Origin of the sequence: Rothia sp. L_38 (assembly GCF_050689125.1) — a bacterium.
In the GTDB taxonomy this organism is placed as follows: domain Bacteria; phylum Actinomycetota; class Actinomycetes; order Actinomycetales; family Micrococcaceae; genus Rothia.
Genome location: NZ_JBOEQD010000001.1, coordinates 253,218 through 273,159, shown reverse-complemented (window position 1 = coordinate 273,159; position 19,942 = coordinate 253,218). Strand labels below are relative to the sequence as shown.

Sequence of the window (19,942 nt, the reverse complement as noted above, 5' to 3'; positions counted from 1 at the left end):
CCATAGGTGATGTGGTAGCACCACACGTTTTAGGTTCGGGTTTACATGAAGAAATTGAAGATGGTGCCAGCCATACCCATCAAAGCAGCGCCAACCAGGGGCCAAGTCGGAGCCTCGACACGTTCTTCTGCGTGCTGGCGGCGAGACTGAGCCGCCTTGACGATGCCGATGATGAAGAAAGCCAGCAGACACATCATGCCGCCGTACATAATCCAGCCGATAACGGTGGTCAGGTTTTCTGCGCCGGGGAATGCGGTGGGGGTTACGTTCATTGGTACGTTCTTTCTATTCGTGAAGAAATGGTGATTTTGGGTGTAAAAATGCCCCTATCTGCAACCGGCCCAGCGCCTGGGGGGGTGTAGATAGGGGCAACTGCACCAGCGCGGTGCAGCAGAGTGTTAGGAGCTTGCTACCTTGCTCAGGCTCTCTAGCGCCTTGCGGTAGCGGTAGGGCAACTTGGTCACGTCCTTGGGTTCTCGCAGGTCATTGACAAAGGGGATGCCCCAGCTGTGCTTGGTCATGCGAAGAGTTTTTTTGGCCTCCTTAATAGTGTCTTTTGAGAGCTTGGGGCGGTCTTCTACCAGCACGATTCCGATAATCTGCTGGCCGCTGGCAGTGGTGCCGGTGCGAAGTAGATTCTGGGCCTTGTAGAGGTGGTCAGCAGCCGTGGTGCTCACAAGAATGACCGCATCACAAACCTGGTGATTCTCGGTCAGGGCACCGCGTGCGAAGCGAACCATCGTGGATAACCCCACTCCCCCAGCTACCGGGTAGAGCCCAATGGACGATGACCCAAAGCTGGGGGCTTCAAAGTGCTTGGACACATCGTTATCGAATAACTCGCTAACGCCGATGTCCTCGACTTCTTCTTTCTTTGTAGGCGGTGCTACAAAGGGGTTAGCCGGGGCGGGTTTTTCCAGTACCGCTTGGCGGCGTGAGAAAACGGCCATGCTAATTCTCCTTTCGTAGGACGTAGAGCTTTGAGGGCACATCCTGGGCAGAGGGCTTATACAGCACCACGGCCCTACCTTGGCTATCAACGTCAGCCGGGATAACAGGGGTAGCGGAGCTAGTAGCCCAGCTGGTGACATCGCCGGTGACGCTAATGCGCTGGGGGTCAGTGCCACGAGCCCAGGCATACCCTCCACCGTAAGAGGCATTCGACCCAACATTCATTGCCTGGTTAGCGGCAACATCCACGAGGGTTGAGCCGGTCAGCAGCAGGTTACGAGCCAGGTCAACAGAAACCTGTGTCTGGTTGTAATTACCCTTGACGGTGCGACCGTTCTCCAAGGTGCCTGTCTCGGTGGCATCAGCTAGAACAATGACCTGTTCGCGTGACTCGGTATTACTAAAGGCAAAGGCCAGGTGGTTATTGACCGATGCGATAAACCCCTGGTAGGTGTAACCTCCAGGGGCTGGAATACTGACCGGAGCCGGTAGTTCAGGTGCGTCCGATGAGATGAGCCATGCTTGGGTATCGACTGTTGAGACCATCCAGACGGTGCCACCGAATACGGCAGCGGGGACGGTATCAGCTGGGGCGGTGAGCTTGGTCAGTTCACCGTGGGTGTTAGGCACCCATACCGCGCCTGTGCTGGTAAAGACTGGCACGCCTGACACCCAGTGCAAGGTAGCTTGGCTCGTGGGGCGGCTGATGGTGTGCAGTTCCCCTCCCAGTGTGCCGATAGCTGCTTGGGAGTTAGCCCCGCCAACAGCAATGATGTTCTCCCCTAGTCCTGTCACGGTGGTGATGGAGGTGATGTCAAAGCCTACAGGGTGAGCTGAGAGCTGTACCCCGTCGAGGGAGTTAGCGGTTTTCAGTTCGCCGCCCTGAGCATAGAGCAATTTATCTCCGACAATCAGCGGTGAGGCTGTGGTGGCTTCTAGGGAGTAGTCCGCGAACGTGTCCCATCCAGCTGGTGCTGAGACGGGCAGCTGTACCGGTGGTGGGGTGTAGATGGGTGCGGCTTCTTCCTGGCCGTTCTTCCATAGCACTGCTCCAATCATGGTTGCAACGCAGAGGATGAAGGCGATGATTGCTCCCCAGAGCTTAGGGGAAAGCCCCCCAAAGGTTTTACCGTTGGAGGGCTTTGATTCTTGAGGGCTGGACTCTGGGAGCATCTGTAGTTCTGTGCCTTGATGATCCATCCACATCTTGTAGATGTTTTCATCATCCATCGCTACATTCACGCGCACAGGGTGCTTGATACCGATGTCCTGGGCGATAGCACCGGCAACCTTGGCAACTTGCTCGTTGCGGTAGGCTACTTGGGTTTCGTCGGCCCATTGCTCTCTATCGTAGGAGTGGGTGATAAGAGTAGAGCCGGGTGCTGAGGCGTAGAGCTGGTGGTTCTCATCATCGACCTCTACCGTAATGACAGGAAAGAGCGGTAGCTCTGGTGGTTTGGTGGTGGGTGTGTCTTCGTTGCTCACTGGTAGGTCACTCCTGAGAAAGAGTCAACCAAAATAGAGCCGTCATCTGCCTTGATGAGAGTTACATCGTAGAAGCCACGAGGTTCACGGCCACCGATAACGCCTGATGAGCCGATACGTACGATAGCCTTATCAGCTTGTGAAAAGTCGGTTGATTCTACAAGGCGCACGATGCCGCGTGTCTTCAGGTCGTTGCGGGTACCATCTATTTGAGTGCGGAAGTTATCGGTGCCGTACGATTCGATGTGGAAAAGGTAGGCCTCGAAATCACGCTCAGGGCCGCGACGTTCGACGGCCACGGCGGCAGCGGCAACAGCGATAGCGTTGTCCTGTTCTTCCACGCTCCAGTATTGGGTGTCAGCCTGATAGGTCTCGATAGTGGCCTGCTGGGTCTGGACGGTGCTTTCCAAGGAGGCGACGTTATCCTGTGCGGTCTTGAGTTCGGCCTGGGTCTTGGAGTAGCCGATACCCAGCACCAGGGTGCTCAGGGCAAGCAGGGCAGTCAGCAGGATAAGGGCCCATGCTTTGATGGAGACTCGTTGCTTGAGGGGCTGCTGGTTTTCTGTTGTGGTGCTCATGGTGATTCCTTTCTACTGGTTGGTGTTGCCGTAGAGCATGCCGGTTTCGCTGGTTGTTGAGTTAATCTGCATTCCGCTGATAGCCCACTGCCCTTCCTCTTCTACAGCAGCTACGGTTGCAAGGGAACGTCCACCTTTATATTCGTAGCCATCTCGTCCGAGCCATGTCCATTCAACGATGACGTCTTTAGCGATAAAGCCTTCTGGCATTTCTTCTGTCTCTTCTGGGGCAAAGCTAACTACCGGGAGGGTGTAGGCTTTGCTTTTTGATACGGCCAGAAAATCCGCACTCATAGCGTTACGAACGTTGGGGTCTAGGGAGTTGTAGTATTCCTCGGTCAGCAGGGGCTGTGCGCGGAGAATGGCTGCTGTGGTGTTGGGGTCAGTGGTGCTGTCCCAGCAAAAGGCAATTTCGGTAAATCCCTTGATGAGAGCTTCGGGGTCTGACCTATCGACGGCGGCCGGGTCGGTGCAGCTGCCTTCTGCCAGAAGTTCCCGTCGTTCAGCGATACTGAGTGTTGCCGAGGGGCTTGGGCTTGCCGTTGCCGCCGGTGAAGTATTGACAGGAGCTGTCGAGCTTTCTTCGTTAGTGTCCTTATCAGGCCAGAGGATGAAGATAGCAACAACTAGGCCCAGCACGCTCAGCAGACTCAAGCCGCCCATGATCATAAGTGTGCCCTTGTACCTTTTATCGGTCATGAGTTCACCCATGCGCCTTTCTCTTTGAGGATGGGTTCGGGGTTTATATTGTGCCCGTTGTAGGGGTAAGCCGGTATAGGCGATTGCGGGTCGTAGATTTCAAAGTGTAGGTGGGTTGCAAAGGCGAACTTTGCCCCGCCACCGGTGCCACCTTCAGTACCGATAATATCGCCGCGTTTGAGGTTTTGGCCGACATTTACGTCGATGGCATGTAGATGACAGAAGCCGAACTGGAAGCCAGGGGCTTCGTTTTGTTTAGCGATGACGCAGCTGTCAGCATCGAGGATGCCAACTACAGTCATGTCGGTGGGGGTGATGATTTCTACACCGGCTTGTCCTTGGCCCAGGCCTGGGGTTGCTAGGTCTACGCCTACGTGGTTATTTTTCCAGTCCCCTGGGGGGAAGACATTTCTCATGCCAAACCCGGAAGTAAAGACGCATCCGGGGCAGGGGTTCGTCCATTCGCCGGTGCCGAGGTCGCCGTCCCAGGCTTTTGCTCCATCGACCTGTGAGCAGGTAGCTGAGAAGTTGACCTGTGCCCCGGAGGTAATGATTTCGACGTAGTGCTGTGTCTCGTTGTAGGGCGGTATGCCACCGTAGCTCAATACAGCACCGGGCCCTGCGTTGTAGGCCGCGAGGGTGAGCTTCACAATCTGGTTGGCGTCCCCGTTAGCTAGGTGCTGTACCTGGTCTTTGAGCTGCTTCATATAGCGGCCCTGGGCGGCGATTGCAGCGTGCGGGTCAAAGGGGTCTTCGCCCGGTGCGATTGCCTCCCAGGTGGAGGGAATGAACTGAGTTAGGCCTTTAGCGCCTGCCGGTGATACGGCGTTAGGATCCCAGTTTGATTCTTGCTGAATCTGCTTGGCAAGTATCTCTGCTGGAATGCCTGAGTCTTCACCGGCCTTTTTAACATCTTCTACATACTCAGCCGGGACATTGATAAGGTTCTCGCCGGTATCACTTGTAGTTGTCACTGCGGGGCTGCATTTAGATGACGCTGTTTCGATGGGGGTAATAACAGTGGCGAAGACGCCAAAGAGTAGAGGTAGCAGGGCAATGACTCCAACCAGCATTGAGATGAGGACGCCTGCACCTATAAGTAGGCCTTTATTTTTCATGCTGTCCCCCCGGCTTATCTAATGCTGGCGAGCTGGAGACCTCTACCGAAGTGTCTATCGAGACGGTCTAAAAGCTGGGTGTAAGCGTGCCAGGGTGTGATGTCCTGGTTGATGGCGTTGGAAGTAACGAGGCTGTGGCAGCTGATGCAGATGGGGCTACGGGTGCCGGTGTCTGGGCGGGTGATGGTGGTGAGTTTGGTGGTGCCGGTGCAGAGGGTGCAGCGGGTGGGGGCTTTAGCCATAGTGTGCTCTTTCGTCTACGTTTGTGGGGTTCGTAGAGGTATATGCACTTAGCTGGTGGTTTCGGCGGGCTGGTGCTGTGGTTTTTTGGAGTCCTTTGCAGCGAGGCTTCATATCGTATCGTGTGATTTCATTTCATATCACATGGTTTCATATCCCATCATTTCACAGCACATCACACGCCATTACAGCATGTCAGATACACATAAGCACAGAGCCACATCACACCACATGAAACGATGTGATATGACATGATTCTGTATGACATGGAATGATGTTATGCATGAACAGCAAGTCCCCTATCAATCACCAATTTGGCCACTGACAGCATCTTGAGGGTCTGGTTGTAGTAGTCCCGACTCAGGGAGTGGGAGATGCCTAGCTGTTCACCAAGGGCGGCCACCGCAGAGGCATTCAGGTCTGTTCCGGTAGCAATCATCGAGACCAGTACGCTAAAGCCAGCAGGCAGGTTAGCCTCCTTACCCGGCAGACAGTCAAGTAAGTCTTCGACAGTAACAGCCTCAGTGCCGCCCTGGGCAGCTAGCCGTTCATGAGCATCCAGCGCACGGTGGATAACCTGGGCCAAGCGCACAGTGTTGGCCTGATTATCCCGCAGGGTCTTTGGGGCGATACCCAGAGCCCTGGAGGCGGCAGCTACGTTGCCATCAAAGGCTAGAACGATTTTCAAGGTGCGCTCTAGGTGGGCGGGGTTTTCCATGATTGCCGCGAGGATGCCCATAATGTGGCTCAAGCGGGTATAGTCGCCGTCTTCGTCAATGATGCCGGTAGCGATGTCTTGTTCAATCAGGGAGAGGGTTTCGCTGATGCCGATGCTGGCTAGGTGGCTGTAGGTTTCATCGTGCTGGGCTTCGGTGAGTTTTTTGCGCTGGTAGGTTTTGACTTCTGTGATTGCCACAGCTCGAATCCAGGGGCCGAAAGGGCCTTTGGTGGGGTCGTAGGAGTCAAGACGCTGGTGTGCTGCTAGCCAGGTGTTTTGGTGGACGTCGTGGGCGTCGTGGGCGGGGCAAGCGCTGGTGAGGCGGGCTCGGATGAGGTAGATGGTGTTCTGCCAGTCTTCGAGCATTTCGGGTGTCCAGGCGCGGGCGGCACCGGTTTGTGTATGAGTCATGATTGTTCTCTTTGGGGTTGATGTTTTAGTCGGTGGTAGTGCTCTGCTGGTGCGGGTGAGTGATGGGGCAGGGCGCGAACCGTTACTGACCAGTGGACTAGATAAAAATGCCGGGCAATTGCGGAAGATACGGGTCAAGCTCAGGACATCTCAAACTCAGGATCTGCAATCGGTTCATCGTTGATTTGAGCTCGTCTTCAACCCAGAAATATCCAGGGGTATATCTACTTACCTTGATGAGATATCTGATGTCTGAACCGAGCATCCGGCCAATTCGCTTCTTCTGGTGAATGTCGATGCCCTGGGGGTCAAGGCTCCACTGTTCGAGCAACAGAAGTGCGCGTTAATGTCAACCAGGGCTGTTTCGATGTTTCTTCTGAACTGGCGATTTGTGAGGGATAGGCGCATAGTGATATTTCTCCTTAGTTGAGTCTGTCGTTTTCACCCTGGGGTGAAGTTACAAGAGCAGTCACGAAAAGCGACATATACAGGATCAGCACGAAAGTGGCTAGATTTTTTATATCCAGAACTGCAAGCCACGTCTGTTCAACAGTTTGTCCCAACGTCAAAGTGTTATTTTGGAGCGCACTTCTGAGGCTGATGACAAAACCAGTCGTGGAAATGTAGAGAAGGGAAAGAATTACTGTCCCGTACACAGCAATGAGGACAAGGGACTTACGCGGCGTACGGTTTTTCACTAGGCGACTTCTTTCTTTGCTTGGCGGCGGGCGCGTAGCTGGTCTCGCAGGGCTTTACCAGCCTCAACGTCTGCGGGGGTCTCGGGGCTGATGGTGGTCAGTGCGCCGGTGGCTTCTTTGAGGCACAGAGGGCAGTGGCCGGTGTACTCACGGGTGTGTACCTGGCAGAAGGCAACTGGTGCTGAGGGCAGCGGGGCTGGTGCGGCAGCTGATTGGGTTTCTTGGGCGGTGTAGCGTTCGATGGTGGCCAGGGCGGTGAGTGCTTCGATACCGCCAGGTTCGTTGCCGATGGCGCGGATGCAAAAGCCCACGGGGTTCTGCACTTGCTTGCCTCGGCGCTCTTCACGGCTAACGAGCAGGCGCATGATGGCATCGAGGGTTGGGCCGTCTACGGCGTCGAGCATGCCGGGGGTGGTGCGGTTGATTGCGGTTCGTAGTTGGAGCTGGGCGACTTCTGCGGGCATGGCCCCGATGGGCTGGGCCGGGTGGTTTTTCAAAGTCTGGTTCGCTTCAGTCAGTCCGTCAGTCATTTTTTCTCGCGCGCCTGTACTTGAGGTGACTGACTGATTGATTGATTGATTAATATCAGTCAAAAGATTTCCTTTTAACGCGCGCGTCGCGCACGCGGTTCCTATTAAGGCACTTTTTTGCTCTACCGGCAGAATCTTGTTTCCTACCGGCACTGTGGTGCCGGTAGGTGACGGGATTTTGCCGGTAAGTCTTGCCTTACCGGCATTTTTTGCCGGTAAAGCCTGACTAGGTGAAACGTTATTTTGCTGAAAGTTATCCACAGACCGACCCTCTCTACCGGCATTTTTTGCCGGTAGAGTCTGGCTAGGGGAGACTTCCCACTCGCCAGTGGTCTCATTGAGCTCTCTTGAAAGCCGCAAGAGCTCGATTTCTTCGGGTGACTCGATGTAATCAGGCAGGGTATAGGTGTCTACCTGTGGGTGCAAGATGATCAGGTCAGCTCCCCTGCCTAGCCCGAATTCACTGCGTTGGCGCTCTGTGTGTAGCAGGTCAAGTTCACGGAGTTTTTTGACTGCTTCGCGTACAGCACGTTCTTTGTAGCCGGTGGTTGCAGCGAGGACTTCTTGACCAGCGTCGTAGATGCCGTGGTGATTGCAACGGTTAGCCAGCTGAAGCAATACTTTGTATTCTGCGCCTTTGATGTCTTGCTTCATGGCCCAGGTGATGTGTTCTAGTGTCATGGGTAGCTTGATTTCTACTTGTTGAATCTGGTGAAGGTCTTAGCGGCTGAGCCTCTGTGCCGGGGCTTTATTCTGCTGCTTGTGTTTCATGAGATAGGGCGGCTTGGTTCCGGTGTTCTCCAGATGCAAGACGATGGTGTTAGTAGGGTGAGGCCCAAATTCGCCGGAGTAACGGCGTTCACGGTGCAGCAGGTTCGCTTCTTCAAACTCGCGTAGGCTTCTCATGATGGTGGATTTGCTCTGACCGGTCACGTAGGTGATGAAGTCGATGCCTTTGATTCCTTCGCGGTCTGAGAAATAGCCCTCATCGTCTGCTGTGATGCCGAGAAAGTGCAGCAGCTGGTATTGAGCTGGGCTTTTTAGCTCGTGTGTGAGTGACCACTCGTAGGCCTTGGATGACATGAGTGTAGCTTTCTATCAGGCGGTGTGATTGTGCATGTAGAATTGATGGGCGTGATACTTTGTGCCTCAGCACAGCGGGTTAGCTCTCTGAAGTGCAGGGTTTTACGTGGCTGAGTCTGGTTTCTTCGATAGGTAAGATCATCTGAGGTTCTCCAGATTTCAGTGAGCAGGCTACTTGCTCCTTTGAAGCAGGTGGCCTGCTTTTTTGTGTCCTCATGGTTTGCCCCCATTGAGGCCTGCTAGTGCTATCCAGATTTCTGCGTGGGTGATGTTGTGGGCCATTGTCTTGACCGCTAGTTCTTTTTCATCGTGCAGGAGTGTGTAGCGGATAACGCGGGCTGTGTTGCGGTGCTTGCCAGGGCGTAGTGCCGGTAGTTTCTCGCGTTTTTCGTAGGCCTTGATTTGGGTCATGAGTTCCCTGCTGGCGGTGCCTGCTTTGTAGGTGGCTAGTGTTTGGATGGGGCGTGGTTTAAGTGTCGGGAGGCCAGGCAAGGGTCCTGGAGCGTTTGTAGGCTTGTATTTGTGGCGGTGTTGGTGCATGAGCTTGGATCCTTTGGAAACAGTCATTGAATGGCTCAAAATTTAAGCGTTTTAACCCGTCAGTAGGTATATGCAGGCTGGGGGCTTAAACAGCGGGCTGTGGCAGAGATTTTTTAAAAAATTTTGTCCATCAGGCGTTGTTGCCTCTATATGAGGTTCCAGCGAAGAAGTCCATGACTTCTAGATTCATTACTGCTGCGAGGGTTTCAAGTTCGCTGATTCGGAACTCGACCCTGCCTGACATCCTGCTTTGGATCACGGGTCTACTTTTTCCGAGGATGGCTCCAATGTCCTTGTACTTGAGTTTCCTGTGGCGAGCTTGGATGCGAATGTTGCGGGCTACGATTTGGTGTGTTCTGAGTGATTGTTTAGGGGTGCTCATCAGGCCGCTACCGCCTGAGCTCCAGATGTCTTATACAAGGTTTCAACGTCTATTCCCAGATGGTCAGCGATTAGCTTCAGCTCATTGACCTTGAATTCGACTTTGCAGGTCAGACGGGAGTTGACAGATTGGCGCGATACATTCAATACCGCAGCCAACTCTCTTTGCGTAAGACCCTGACGTGCCATCTCTGCACGGACGTTGCGTGCAATCTGTTCTTTGTAACTCATACGTTAAAGAGTATTCAAGATTCTTAAACTCTTCAAGCGACAAATATAAGATTCTTAAACTTTCTGTTGGTTTTCGCTTGCACCGTGTCAAGTTATCTGTATAGCATAGAAGCATGCATACATCAGCTAAACCCCTTGGGGTCAACCAAGTTATTACTCGCGAAATCAAGTCAGCCCTAAGCCGTGAAGGTCTATCCCAGAAGGAGCTCGCTAATCGTCTTGGCATTAGCGCTGGTAGTGTCTCTCTCAAAATGCGCGCTGAGGTCTCGTTTACAATGAACGAGCTTCTGAGCATTGCAGGGATTCTAAATCTCTCCCTTAGTGAGCTGTTGGGCGACTCACTTCTACTCTCTCGTGTACCTACTCCCGAATATATGGAAGACGAAAAGGGCAAGAAAAAAGTCGCCCCGATCGGATTTATTCCGAACGGGACGACTTATCAAATGGTTGCGGGGGCAGGATTTGAACCTGCGGCCTCCGGGTTATGAGCCCGGCGAGCTACCGAACTGCTCCACCCCGCGGCGACTCATATAACTATACGCACTTCATCAACACAGCGCAAGCCAAAATTGGCATTTGTGATGTACTCTACACAAAAGGACGCCACCTGCCCGCTGAGTGCGGGAGGCGGCGTCCTTATCTACCTAAGACTGCTACAGCCTGGCTCCTAGTTGGAGGGTGAGGGGCTGGGGCTTGCCTCGGTGGTGGCAGTGCCCTCGATACCTTCAGCATCAATGGCACGCTGCAGAGCCTCGTTCAGGCGGGTCTGGGCTTCACCGTAGGCGGCCCAGTCACCAGCCTTCATGGCGGCGTCCGCGTCCTGCATCGCCTTACGTGCATCTTGTAGGGCGCCGGTCAGGCTCGCGCTGTCAGTGCTGGTCGCAGTACCGTCAGCTGCCTGAGCGGCCTCGGTTTCATCGACACCGGCATCGGCAGCGGTTTCCGCACCAGAGGAACCGCTAAAGAGTTCATCCAGGGCCTCTTCCAGGGTGGGTGCAAAACCGACCTGCTCGCCAAAGCCCACGAGGACTCGGCGCAGTGAGGGGTAGGCAGCATCACCGGACGACTGTACGTAGACCGGCTGCACGTAGAGAATACCGCCACCCACGGGCAGGGTGAGCAGGTTACCGTTGATCACGTCGGAGGCACCCTGGCGCAGCAGGTTCAGCTCGGTTGAAACAGCGGTATCTGAGTTGAAGACGTTCTGAGCCTGGCCGGGGCCGGGAACCACCGATGAGCGGGGCAGCTCAAGCAGGGTCAGCTTGCCGTAGCCTTCAGCCTTTTCGCCGTCCTTACCGGTACCGGCATCACCGTTGGCGGAGAGGAAGCCGTACATGACGTTACGGGTGTTGCTGTCTGACTGCTGGGGGATGAAGCTAGTGGTCAGTGAGAACTGAGCTGAGTCTTCACCCGGCATCTGCAGGGACATGTAGTAAGGGGGCAGGGGGCGGCCGCTGTCGTTAGTGGGGTCGTTGGGAATCGACCAGCGATCGTCCCCGTTGTAGAGACTATTTGCGTTGGTCACGTGGTAAGCATTGAGAATCTCTCGCTGAACCTTGAAAAGATCCTGCGGGTAACGCACGTGCTCAATCAGGGAAGCCGACATCTCGCTGTAGGGGCGCACCGTATCGGGGTAGACCTTCTGCCAGGTCTTCAGAACCGGGTCCTGGTCGTCCCAGGCGTAGAGGGTAACCGAGCCGTCATAGGCGTTTACAGTGGCCTTGACCGAGTTACGGATGTAGTTAACCTGCTGGCTGGGCAGGGCCTGGGTGACGCCGGATGCGGTCTCTGAATCCGAGGTTGCGTTATCAAGCTGGGCTGCCTGCGAGTAGGGGTACTGGTTGCTGGTGGTGTAGGCGTCCACAATCCAAAGTACCTGGCCATCGATGATGGCCGGGTAGGGGTTACCGTCTACGGTCAGGTAGGGGGCCACCTTCTTCACACGCTCTGAGGGATCGCGGTCGTAGAGAATCTGGGATTCGGGGCGGACGGCGTCCGACAGCAGGATGTCTGAGGACTGGAACTTGATGGCGTATGCCAGACGGTTAAAGGCGTTACCGATGACGGGGCCGCCGTTGCCGCTGAAGGTGTATTTGGCGTCCGCGCCGCTTTCGTCGTCAGCCGTCTGGGGGCGGTCAAGTTCTAGCGGTTCGTCCTCGGCGGTACCACCCACGATGGAGTAGTCGGGTGAACTCTGGCCGAAGTAGATGCGGGGCTCATAGTCACCGCTAATTGCACCGGTTGCCTGAATGCCCGACTGGATGAACTTGGGCTTACCGTCGGCTTCAACCTGGTTGCCGTAGGCGGCGATGACGCCGTAGCCGTGGGTGTAGACCACGTGCTGGTTAACCCAGGAAGACCCGGCATTCTGGTCGGGGTTCAGCTCGCGGGCGGCGATAACGGTGTCGGTCTCTGTTCCGTCGATGGTGTAGCGGTCAACCGAGAGGTTCTGCCCAAACTGGTAGTAGGGGCGGAACTGCTGCAGCTGGGCAAATGCACCGGAGACCACGTTGGGGTCGAGCAGGCGGATGTTAGAGATGGTCTCACTCTCACCGCGCAGGGCACCCGCTGCGGTTGAGGTGGTGGCGTCGTAGTTCTGAACCTCGATCTGGTCCAGGCCGTAGGCGGCGCGGGTAGCGTCGATATTGCGCTGGATGTAGGGGGCTTCTGCGGCCTGTTCGTTCGGTACGACCTGGAAGCGCTGTACAACCCAGGGGTAGATACCACCGGCAACCAGCGAAGCAATCACTAGCACGGCGGTGCCGATGATGGGCAGACGGAAGTTCCCGCGCACAGCGGCCAGAACGAAGAGGGCAGCGACCAGCAGGGAGGCGATTGCCAGAATCGCATTCACCGGGATGATCGCGTTGACGTCGCTGTACATGGCACCGGCCCAGGAACCGGACTGGTCCTGGGTTGCGTTGTAGCGGGCCAACCACAGGGTAATGCCGCGCAGCAGAACGAAGAGGGCACCGAGCACTGCGATGTGGCGGCGGAAGTGCACGGTGGTAGTAATACCGCGCTCCCCCACTACGATGCCGCCGTAGAAGTAGTGCATGACCAAAGCTGCCATCGCTGAGAAGATAATGGCGGTGCTCAGCAGGCCGGTCACCACATTGAGGAAGGGCAGGGTAAACATGAAGTAGCCCAGGTCGCGACCGAACTCGGGGTCTGTGGTACCAAAGCTTTCACCCTGGAAGAAGAGCAGGACAGTCTCCCACTGGGTCATAGCCCCACTGCCAACGAAGGCGCCCAGGAGTACCGGCACTGCTATCAGCAGAACCTTACGCATACGCTCAATACCCTGGCGGTAGCGCTCCATGTTCTGGTTAAAGAGGTCCTGCATATCGCCGTAGGGGTCGGGTACAGGGTTGCCGTTGGCATCCACTCGAGGGCCGGAAGGACGGCGGGGGCTGGGTGTTTGCAGCTGACCATGCTTATAGGCGTAAAAGAGGCTGGCCCACACGGCAATACCTACAACGAGAGTTGCAACCAGGAAGACGGCACCGCGGGTCAGGTTTTGGGTGATGAAAACCTTGAGGTAGCCCAGCTGGTCATACCAGAGGACGTCGGTGTACACCTGGGTTGCAAAAACAAAGGCTACGACCAGGGCGGCAATGATTGCCACGGTCACGGTCAGCGGCCGGTTTCTACGTTGAGGAGCGCGTGATGATGAACGGGGAGGGGTGCTTCCGGTACTCACGGGTATCCTTCAGTTGTGTTTCGTGTCTGCCGCAAAAGGTGCGGCCTGTGTGGTGGATGACGCCGCGCAGTGGGCGACGCTACATATAAGACACTATTTTGCCAAAGAAAGCTGTGAGTTTCGAGAGTAGGCTTAGCATTTCAGCTCTGGGGTGACCAGCCCCGCCCCTTAGGAACAGGTGGGGAAGGTTGCGGGGTCTTCACCCTGGCCTATGCGGGTGACCGCATCTACCGCCTCATCCAAAGTTGATACCTTGATGACGTTCAAGCGCCGAGGCACGTTACCGACAACTTCATCGCAGTTATCTGCCGGGGCCAAGAAAACCGTAGCACCGGCGTCCGCAGCTCCCCGCATCTTTTGTTCAATGCCGCCGATGCTGCCCACGGTTCCGTCCGCGTCGATGGTGCCGGTTCCAGCAAAGTGAATACCGCCGGTCATCTCACCCTCGGTCAGCTCATCGATAATACCCAGGGCAAACATCATGCCTGCCGACGGGCCGCCCACTTCTTCTAGGCCGTAGTTGACGGTCATGGGGAACTCAAAAGACCGGGCGATATACAGGCCCAGTACATAGCGCTGCCCCTGCTCGTTGTAGGAGGGGGTGACGGTGACGTCCTGTTCATTGCCGTCGCGGGTCACGGTGAGGGTAACGGGCTGCCCGGCGGACGCGTTCACCCGCTCGGTCAGGTCGGTGTAGCTTGCCAGCGGCTCACCGTTGAGATCGGTAACCACATCGCCCTCCTGGAGGATGCCCTGGCTGGGGCCACCCTCAACGGCACCTGACACCGTTAAAATCTCGGTATAGTCGATGCCCAACTGGGTGAGGGCAGCCGCCTGAGCTACCTCCTGGGAGTTGGTCATATCGGCACTATTCTGCGCACTGACCTGTTCACTGGTCACTGAAGGAGCATAGATCAAATCGCTGGGCAGTACCGCGGTAGAGTCTTCCAGCCAGGTTGCCAGCGCTCCAACCGCAAAGAGAGAAGTGTTGGGTCCGCCTGCAACCGATACCGTGGTCATATCGAGGTTGCCGGTTACCGGGTAGGTCTGGGCGCCCTCAATCTCAATGAGCGGCTTACTATCGAACTCACCGATGGTGTTGAAGGTAGGGCCGGGTGATTCGGTCACGAAATCAACCGGGATTACCAGCGAAAACATCGACAGGCCTAGGGCCCCCACCGCGCTCACCGTGCGCAAATCAGCCCGACGTTCACGGGGGCGGGCACCTGCTTTGTCCCTCTTCGAAAAAACCATAGGACTAGCCTACTAGCAAAATCGCCCAGCCCAGCCCACTCCCCAGTAAATTCCCACTTGGCTCAGGGCTAAAAGCATCCCGGGGTACGCGACGAGGTCGGTAGGCTAGTGAGAAACAGTAGCGGCGGGCGCCGCAGCCCCCTATTGAAACGAGGCAGAACGTGACCAACAACCCCTACGACTCAGCTGGCCGTGACCCCCTTGAAGAGTTCCTCAAGAAGCTACAGGAGCAGGGGTTTGATCCGTCAGCCATGAACGGGGCCACGGGCTTCGACGCCGATGCCCTCAAAAACATGGGTATCCCCCTCGACCCGGCCATGCTCTCGGGCATCTTCGCCCAGGTCAATTCCATGATGAGCGCCCAGTCTAGCGACGACCCCGTCAACTGGGACATGGCCAAGCAGCACGCCCGCCAGGTACTGGCCATGGGCGAAGACCCCTCGGTGACTTCATCCCAGACAGGCGCAGTCCGTGATGCCGCTGCCCTGGCAGATCTCTGGCTTGACCCCGTGACCATCTTCGAGCGTCCTGCCTTCGGTGTTGAAGCCTGGGCCAAAGCCGAGTGGGTTGAGAACTCCTTTGCCACCTGGAAAGACATCGCCGGCCCCGTTGCCGAAGAAGTCTCATCAGCCATGACCTCCTCTATCCAGCAGCAGATGCCCGAAGAAATGGCCGGCATGCTCGGCGGCGGCAATCTCTTTGCCGGTCTTGGCGGCATGATGTTCGGTATGCAGATGGGGCAGGCTATCGGCAAACTGGCCGAAGAGGTCGTCTCGTCCACCGACATTGGTATCCCGCTGGCCCAGGGGCGCTCAGCCCTGCTACCTGCCGGTGTTGCGGCCTTTGGCGAAGGCCTAGAAATCCCGGCCCAAGAGGTCATGCTCTACCTTGCCGTGCGCGAAGCGGCCCTGATTCGCCTGCACAAAACCAACCCCTGGCTGCGTGAAGATATCATCGACCTCATCACACGCTTCTCCCGCGGTATCCGCGTCGATATTGAACGCATGCAGCAGGCCGCAAACGACATTGACTTTGACCCATCAAACCCCGAGGCCATGATGGACGCTTTCGCCGGCGACATGTTCAAGCCCCAGCTGACGGAAGACCAGCAGCTGGCTCTAGATCGCCTCGAAACTCTACTGGCACTGATCGAAGGCTGGGTCAGCCTCATTACCGAACAAGCAACTAAAAACCTGCCCATGGCCCCGCAGCTAGCTGAGACTATGGCCCGCCGCCGAGCCACCGGCGGCCCCGCCGAACATGCCTTCTCGCAGCTGGTTGGCCTTGAGCTTCGCCCCCGCAAAATGCGCGAAGCTCTCGCCTTCTGGCGTCATTATGAAGAGAACCACGGCTTCGAAGCCCGCGATCAGCTCTGGGAAGGCCCCGAAACTCTACCCACCGGCGAAGACCTGGACGACCCCGCAGGTTTCACCTCCCGCCGGGCCCTGCTCAACGCCAGCGAGGACGAATTCGATGCAGCCCTCGAAAAGCTTCTAGCGGGCGGCTACGACGAACCCTCTGAGGGAACCGACAGCAAGGACAAGGAATAGCAGACAGGGGTCTAGGGAAACATCTTCCCTAGACCCCCTTCTTTCAGGCATCCTCTGCTTGTTTTTTCTGCCCAAAGTTGACGCCTTCCAAGAAACCCCGAGCTTTCTCAAGGTGGGGGTAGCGGGCTTCAAGGGCTCTAAACGCCGGTGAATGGTTCGGTTCAAGGAAATGGCAGAGCTCGTGGAAAATTACTGAATCCAGGGCGTATTCCGGTGCGCCCTGAAGTGTATGCGAGATGCGGATAGTGCGCTCGGCTGCCGTGGCAGAAGCCCAGCGCTGTTTCTGGTTGGTGACCCAGCGAATCGACACCGGCTCTGGGGCCTCGGGCAGGTAGGTAGCACGCAGATAGTCTGCCCGCTCCCGCAAAAACTCATCGAGGGCACCCCGCTGGGCACCGGCGTCCTTACGGGCCCGGCGGGCCTCAATCTTGGGAAGCAGACGGACAAGATAGCTCTCGACCTCCTCAGCTGTAGTGGCAGCAGGAACCATCAGGCGCAGGCGTCCGCTCTGGTTCGGTGGAGCTAGCTGCACCGTGCGGGTGCGGCGGGTAGAGCGCACCACCTCAATCTCGGGGCGGGACGCCGTTGCCGGCAGAATCTCACGCGAAATAGCCACTAAACCCCCTTGGGAGCAATGTCGTTGATAAAGCGGGAGCGTTTGCGCCCAGCCCTTCCGCCGGGGGTGCGCGAGCGCGACCAGCTCAAGGTCAGGTAGGAGCGGGCGCGGGTGATACCGACGTAGAAGAGACGGCGTTCTTCGTCGACCTCGTCGCTACTCTGGGCGAAGGAGATGGGCATAAGGCCCTCGTTGAGGCCGCAGAGGAAGACTGCCTCCCACTCCAGGCCCTTGGCTGCGTGCAGGGAAGCGAGGGTAACACCGTTGAGGGAGGGGGCATCGCGGTGCTGGGAGCGCTGGATGAGCACGGCGACCAGCTCGTAGAGGGTGAACTCCGGGGGTAGGTCGGTGGCGCCGTTAGCGGACGCCCGCTCCCGCGCTTGCCTGCGCTCGTCGGCTAGGCGGTCGGCAAGGGACACAAGAGTTTCAAGGGACTCCCAGCGGGCTCGCTCCTGACCGGAACGCTGGGGAGCCTTAGCTGACCACCCCAGGTTTTTGAGGTTATCTCTCACAAGCTGGGTGACGCTGTCGGTGGGTTCAGCTCCCTTGGCTGCCCCCTGGAGCATGCTGATAGCGGCGCGGACTTCGGGGCGGTCAAAGAACTGTTCTGCCCCGCGAAGTTGGTAGTTGATTCCGGCGTCGGTCAGGGCCTGTTCCAGGGCAGCTGACTGGGAGTTGGTGCGGTAGAGAACGGCAATGTCGGCAGCCGGGACGCCTTCCTTGTCGATGAGGTCTTTGATGTCCTCCGCGATTCCCATGGCTTCTTGCTCGTCATCTGCGTATTCGAACCACTCGGGTTTAGCCCCGGGCTCCCTCTGGGAGACCAGTTGTAGGGGCGGGGCCCAGGAGTAGCGGGTGGAGTCGGGCATCTGACGGCGGGCAGCTAGCAGGCGGTTGGCTAGGTCGACCACCTGCGGAGTGGAGCGGTAGTCACGCACCAGCTTGACCACGGTGGCGCCCTCAAAGCGGGTACGGAATTCAAGCAGGTGGCGGCTGGTTGCGCCGGCGAAAGAGTAGATGGTCTGGGAGGCGTCGCCTACCACGCACAGGTCGTCGCGGCGCCCCAGCCAGGCGTCCAGTAGGCGCTGTTGTAGGGGGGAGACGTCCTGGTACTCATCGACCACAAAGTGGCGGTACTGCTGGTGAATCTGGGCTGCAATATCGGGGTTTTCCTCGATGATGGCGACGGTCAGCAGCAGGATATCTTCAAAGTCGATGACGTTGCGCTCGTCCTTAAGCTCCTCGTAGGTGCGCAGCAGGCGCACCATGTCGATGGGGCTGATATCTGCCGGCAGCTCCCGGTGGGCCAGGTGGGGCATGAGGGAGTCGGCCGTGAGCATAGAGACCTTAGCCCACTCGATTTCACTGGCGAGGTCGCGCACGATGGCCCGGTCGGTAGCCAGCCCTAGGCGGCGAGCTGATTCGATGATGAACTGGGACTTGTTCTTGATAATCTCGGGCAGGGCTCCACCGATGGCCTGGGGCCAGAAATAGCGTAGCTGGGCGAGGGCTGCTGAGTGGAAGGTACGGGCTACGACCCCGGCTGCACCCAGTTGGCGCAGGCGCACTTTCATCTCTTCGGCTGCCCGGTTGGTAAAGGTGAGAGCCAGGACAGCCCGCGGGTTGTAGCGGCCGATGGCGATACCGTAGGCGATGCGGTGGGTGATGGCCCGGGTCTTGCCGGTACCGGCACCCGCCATCACGCACATGGGCCCAGCCAATTCGGTAGCCACCCGGCGCTGTTCGGGGTCAAGCCCCTCAAGGATAGTCTCGGGGTTGGGGGCAGACAGGGTAATGGGCTGGGCCCTGAGCTTATCGTGAATCATGGTGCTTCTCCCCTACCCTCGCAGTCCTTGTGGCCGGTAGCGGCCACGCCAGCTATCTAGTCTACCGCCCAGCAGGTCCCAGGGGCTGCCCCAGCCAGAACTCAATCAGGCGGCGGGAAATAGAGCTCGGCCCGGGTAGCTGCACAGTGCCTGACCGGTGGGCATCGAGGAGCTCTGATCGACTGAACCAGCGAATTTCCTCAATCTCAGCCCCGTCGGCTTCAACCTGGTCGGGGTTTGAGATTTCAGCAAGATAGCCGCACATCAGCGACCTGGGGAAGGGCCAGGGTTGCGACCCCAGATACTTCAGCGAAACAACCAGCCCGCCGCATTCCTCGTAGACCTCGCGCAGGACAGCGGTTTCGAGGGCTTCGCCGCCCTCAACAAACCCGGCGAAGGTAGAAAAGCGCCCTTTTCCCCAGGCCCGCGCCTGCCCCAGCAGGATTTTGCTCTCACCCCCGAACTCAGCGGTAACGGCTGTGATAACGGCGGGGTCTGTGCGGGGGAAAAGCTCTCTCCCATCTTCGGTGACCCGCACCCAGCCGCCGCGGGTAGCAAAGGTGGGGGCGCCCGTCCGCGCATCAAACCCAGAGGATGCGTGCCAGGCACTCAAGGACGCCGCAGCCGCCAGCACCTCGCTCCAGGCGAAGGCTGCCCCCTGCCCCTCATAGGCGTAGGCAGCGTAGTCGCGTATGCTCACCCACTCGCCACCCGAACGGGCTGCTACCACCTCAGCGAGGGTTTGCTCCTGGTTTTCAAAGCCCTGGAGGTTCAGGGGTGATTCTCCCAGGTCTAAGAAGCGGGCGAAGTCAGCCAGGATTACGAGCACGGGCTGTTCGTTTGGCTCCCCTATCTGGCTCGGTGCGGACGCCGCTACCCGGCTTCCCGCGAAGATGAGGGTTGGGTGCTGGTGACGGTCGCGGGACGTGTAGTCGAGTACAGCTTCAGTGTGAAGATCAAAAACCTGCGCTAGGTCCAGCGGTTCTAGCCCCTGATCAATTTTGTGAACCAGCACCTTGCCCCGGTCAACTGCAAGCAGGGCGGGGCTAAGGAGCCAGGGGTAAAGGTCGCTGGGTGTTCTATCTGTGGTGTCTTGCCTGTCCGTCAGGGCCTGCCCCAGGTACGCGAAGAACCCCGGACGCTCCCGCACGGCACCGCTTGTTCGCACCCGGTCAGTGGTCAGCGGTAACCACCCCAGGGGTGAAAACCAGCCCTGCCCGCTTGTGCCGGGCGCGGCGTCCGTATCGTCCTGCGAACTGGATACCGACAGATTAGTCATATTTTCAGCATTCATATCGGGTTCGTTCCAACTTCTCTTGTACCCTTAAAA

20 protein-coding genes and 1 tRNA gene are annotated in these 19,942 nt (G+C 57.4%); 2 read left to right on the top strand and 19 right to left on the bottom strand.

All coding sequences use genetic code 11. The annotated features are described in order from the left end of the window. Nucleotides 1-41: 41 nt before the first annotated feature. From ACRCJM_RS01215 to ACRCJM_RS01155, 13 genes are all read right to left on the bottom strand, one after another. Complete coding sequence (locus ACRCJM_RS01215) at nucleotides 42-272, bottom strand: hypothetical protein (protein WP_431463485.1); 231 nt, start codon at nucleotides 270-272, stop codon at nucleotides 42-44. Between the two features lie 126 nt (nucleotides 273-398). Then, nucleotides 399-950, bottom strand: a complete 552-nt coding sequence (locus ACRCJM_RS01210) for a DUF6668 family protein (RefSeq protein ID WP_431463484.1) — start codon at nucleotides 948-950, stop codon at nucleotides 399-401. 1 nt (nucleotide 951) lies between these two features. Continuing rightward, a complete protein-coding gene (locus tag ACRCJM_RS01205) occupies nucleotides 952-2,436 on the bottom strand; it encodes a hypothetical protein (RefSeq protein WP_431463483.1) in 1,485 nt (494 codons plus the stop codon). Continuing rightward, complete coding sequence (locus tag ACRCJM_RS01200; protein WP_431463482.1) at nucleotides 2,433-3,014, bottom strand: hypothetical protein; 582 nt, start codon at nucleotides 3,012-3,014, stop codon at nucleotides 2,433-2,435. Before ACRCJM_RS01200 ends, ACRCJM_RS01205 begins: the two co-directional genes overlap by 4 nt. A 12-nt stretch (nucleotides 3,015-3,026) precedes the next feature. Continuing rightward, entirely contained in the window at nucleotides 3,027-3,725 is a 699-nt protein-coding gene (locus ACRCJM_RS01195) for a hypothetical protein (protein ID WP_431463481.1), read from the bottom strand. Beyond that, nucleotides 3,710-4,831, bottom strand: coding sequence for a transglycosylase SLT domain-containing protein (locus tag ACRCJM_RS01190; protein ID WP_431463480.1), 1,122 nt, complete (start codon nucleotides 4,829-4,831; stop codon nucleotides 3,710-3,712). The genes ACRCJM_RS01195 and ACRCJM_RS01190 overlap by 16 nt, the downstream gene beginning before the upstream one ends. 14 nt (nucleotides 4,832-4,845) lie before the next feature. Further along, nucleotides 4,846-5,073 (bottom strand): hypothetical protein, encoded by a 228-nt coding sequence (locus ACRCJM_RS01185; RefSeq protein ID WP_431463479.1) that lies wholly within the window; start codon nucleotides 5,071-5,073, stop codon nucleotides 4,846-4,848. Nucleotides 5,074-5,348: 275 nt separating this feature from the next. Continuing rightward, nucleotides 5,349-6,200, bottom strand: a complete 852-nt coding sequence (locus ACRCJM_RS01180) for an RNA polymerase sigma factor (protein WP_431463478.1) — start codon at nucleotides 6,198-6,200, stop codon at nucleotides 5,349-5,351. Nucleotides 6,201-6,622: 422 nt separating this feature from the next. Then, nucleotides 6,623-6,898 carry a hypothetical protein gene (locus ACRCJM_RS01175; protein WP_237223460.1) on the bottom strand — a complete coding sequence of 92 codons (276 nt, stop codon included), beginning with the start codon at nucleotides 6,896-6,898 and terminating at the stop codon, nucleotides 6,623-6,625. Continuing rightward, nucleotides 6,898-7,428, bottom strand: a complete 531-nt coding sequence (locus ACRCJM_RS01170) for a hypothetical protein (protein WP_431463477.1) — start codon at nucleotides 7,426-7,428, stop codon at nucleotides 6,898-6,900. Before ACRCJM_RS01170 ends, ACRCJM_RS01175 begins: the two co-directional genes overlap by 1 nt. Before the next feature lie 720 nt (nucleotides 7,429-8,148). Next, nucleotides 8,149-8,511 (bottom strand): MarR family transcriptional regulator, encoded by a 363-nt coding sequence (locus ACRCJM_RS01165; RefSeq protein ID WP_431463476.1) that lies wholly within the window; start codon nucleotides 8,509-8,511, stop codon nucleotides 8,149-8,151. A 213-nt stretch (nucleotides 8,512-8,724) separates the two neighbouring features. After that, a complete protein-coding gene (locus ACRCJM_RS01160) occupies nucleotides 8,725-8,922 on the bottom strand; it encodes a hypothetical protein (protein WP_431463475.1) in 198 nt (65 codons plus the stop codon). A gap of 510 nt (nucleotides 8,923-9,432) precedes the next feature. Further along, nucleotides 9,433-9,663, bottom strand: coding sequence for a helix-turn-helix transcriptional regulator (locus ACRCJM_RS01155; RefSeq protein ID WP_431463474.1), 231 nt, complete (start codon nucleotides 9,661-9,663; stop codon nucleotides 9,433-9,435). A 113-nt stretch (nucleotides 9,664-9,776) separates the two neighbouring features. On the opposite strand from ACRCJM_RS01155, the gene ACRCJM_RS01150 reads away from it, so the two are divergent. Then, nucleotides 9,777-10,151: a helix-turn-helix domain-containing protein gene (locus ACRCJM_RS01150; RefSeq protein WP_431463506.1), complete on the top strand. Its 375-nt coding sequence runs from the start codon at nucleotides 9,777-9,779 to the stop codon at nucleotides 10,149-10,151. On the opposite strand, the gene ACRCJM_RS01145 is transcribed toward ACRCJM_RS01150, so the two are convergent. The 3 genes from ACRCJM_RS01145 to ACRCJM_RS01135 all read right to left on the bottom strand — a co-directional run bounded on the left by ACRCJM_RS01145 (nucleotide 10,108) and on the right by ACRCJM_RS01135 (nucleotide 14,620). Next, nucleotides 10,108-10,184, bottom strand: a tRNA-Met gene (locus ACRCJM_RS01145). The genes ACRCJM_RS01150 and ACRCJM_RS01145 overlap by 44 nt on opposite strands. Before the next feature lie 146 nt (nucleotides 10,185-10,330). After that, entirely contained in the window at nucleotides 10,331-13,366 is a 3,036-nt protein-coding gene (locus ACRCJM_RS01140; protein WP_431463473.1) for a UPF0182 family membrane protein, read from the bottom strand. Nucleotides 13,367-13,534: 168 nt separating this feature from the next. Continuing rightward, complete coding sequence (locus tag ACRCJM_RS01135; RefSeq protein ID WP_431463472.1) at nucleotides 13,535-14,620, bottom strand: YlbL family protein; 1,086 nt, start codon at nucleotides 14,618-14,620, stop codon at nucleotides 13,535-13,537. A 161-nt stretch (nucleotides 14,621-14,781) separates the two neighbouring features. Between ACRCJM_RS01135 and ACRCJM_RS01130 the strand changes: the two genes are divergently transcribed. After that, a complete protein-coding gene (locus ACRCJM_RS01130; protein ID WP_431463471.1) occupies nucleotides 14,782-16,170 on the top strand; it encodes a zinc-dependent metalloprotease in 1,389 nt (462 codons plus the stop codon). A gap of 43 nt (nucleotides 16,171-16,213) precedes the next feature. Here ACRCJM_RS01130 and ACRCJM_RS01125 read toward each other — a convergent pair whose 3' ends face one another. From ACRCJM_RS01125 to nudC, 3 genes are all read right to left on the bottom strand, one after another. Then, entirely contained in the window at nucleotides 16,214-16,786 is a 573-nt protein-coding gene (locus tag ACRCJM_RS01125; RefSeq protein ID WP_431463470.1) for a M48 metallopeptidase family protein, read from the bottom strand. Continuing rightward, entirely contained in the window at nucleotides 16,786-18,612 is a 1,827-nt protein-coding gene (locus tag ACRCJM_RS01120) for an ATP-dependent helicase (RefSeq protein WP_431463469.1), read from the bottom strand. Before ACRCJM_RS01120 ends, ACRCJM_RS01125 begins: the two co-directional genes overlap by 1 nt. A 61-nt stretch (nucleotides 18,613-18,673) precedes the next feature. Then, nucleotides 18,674-19,891 (bottom strand): NAD(+) diphosphatase, encoded by a 1,218-nt coding sequence (gene nudC / locus ACRCJM_RS01115; RefSeq protein WP_431463468.1) that lies wholly within the window; start codon nucleotides 19,889-19,891, stop codon nucleotides 18,674-18,676. Between the last annotated feature and the right edge of the window lie 51 nt (nucleotides 19,892-19,942).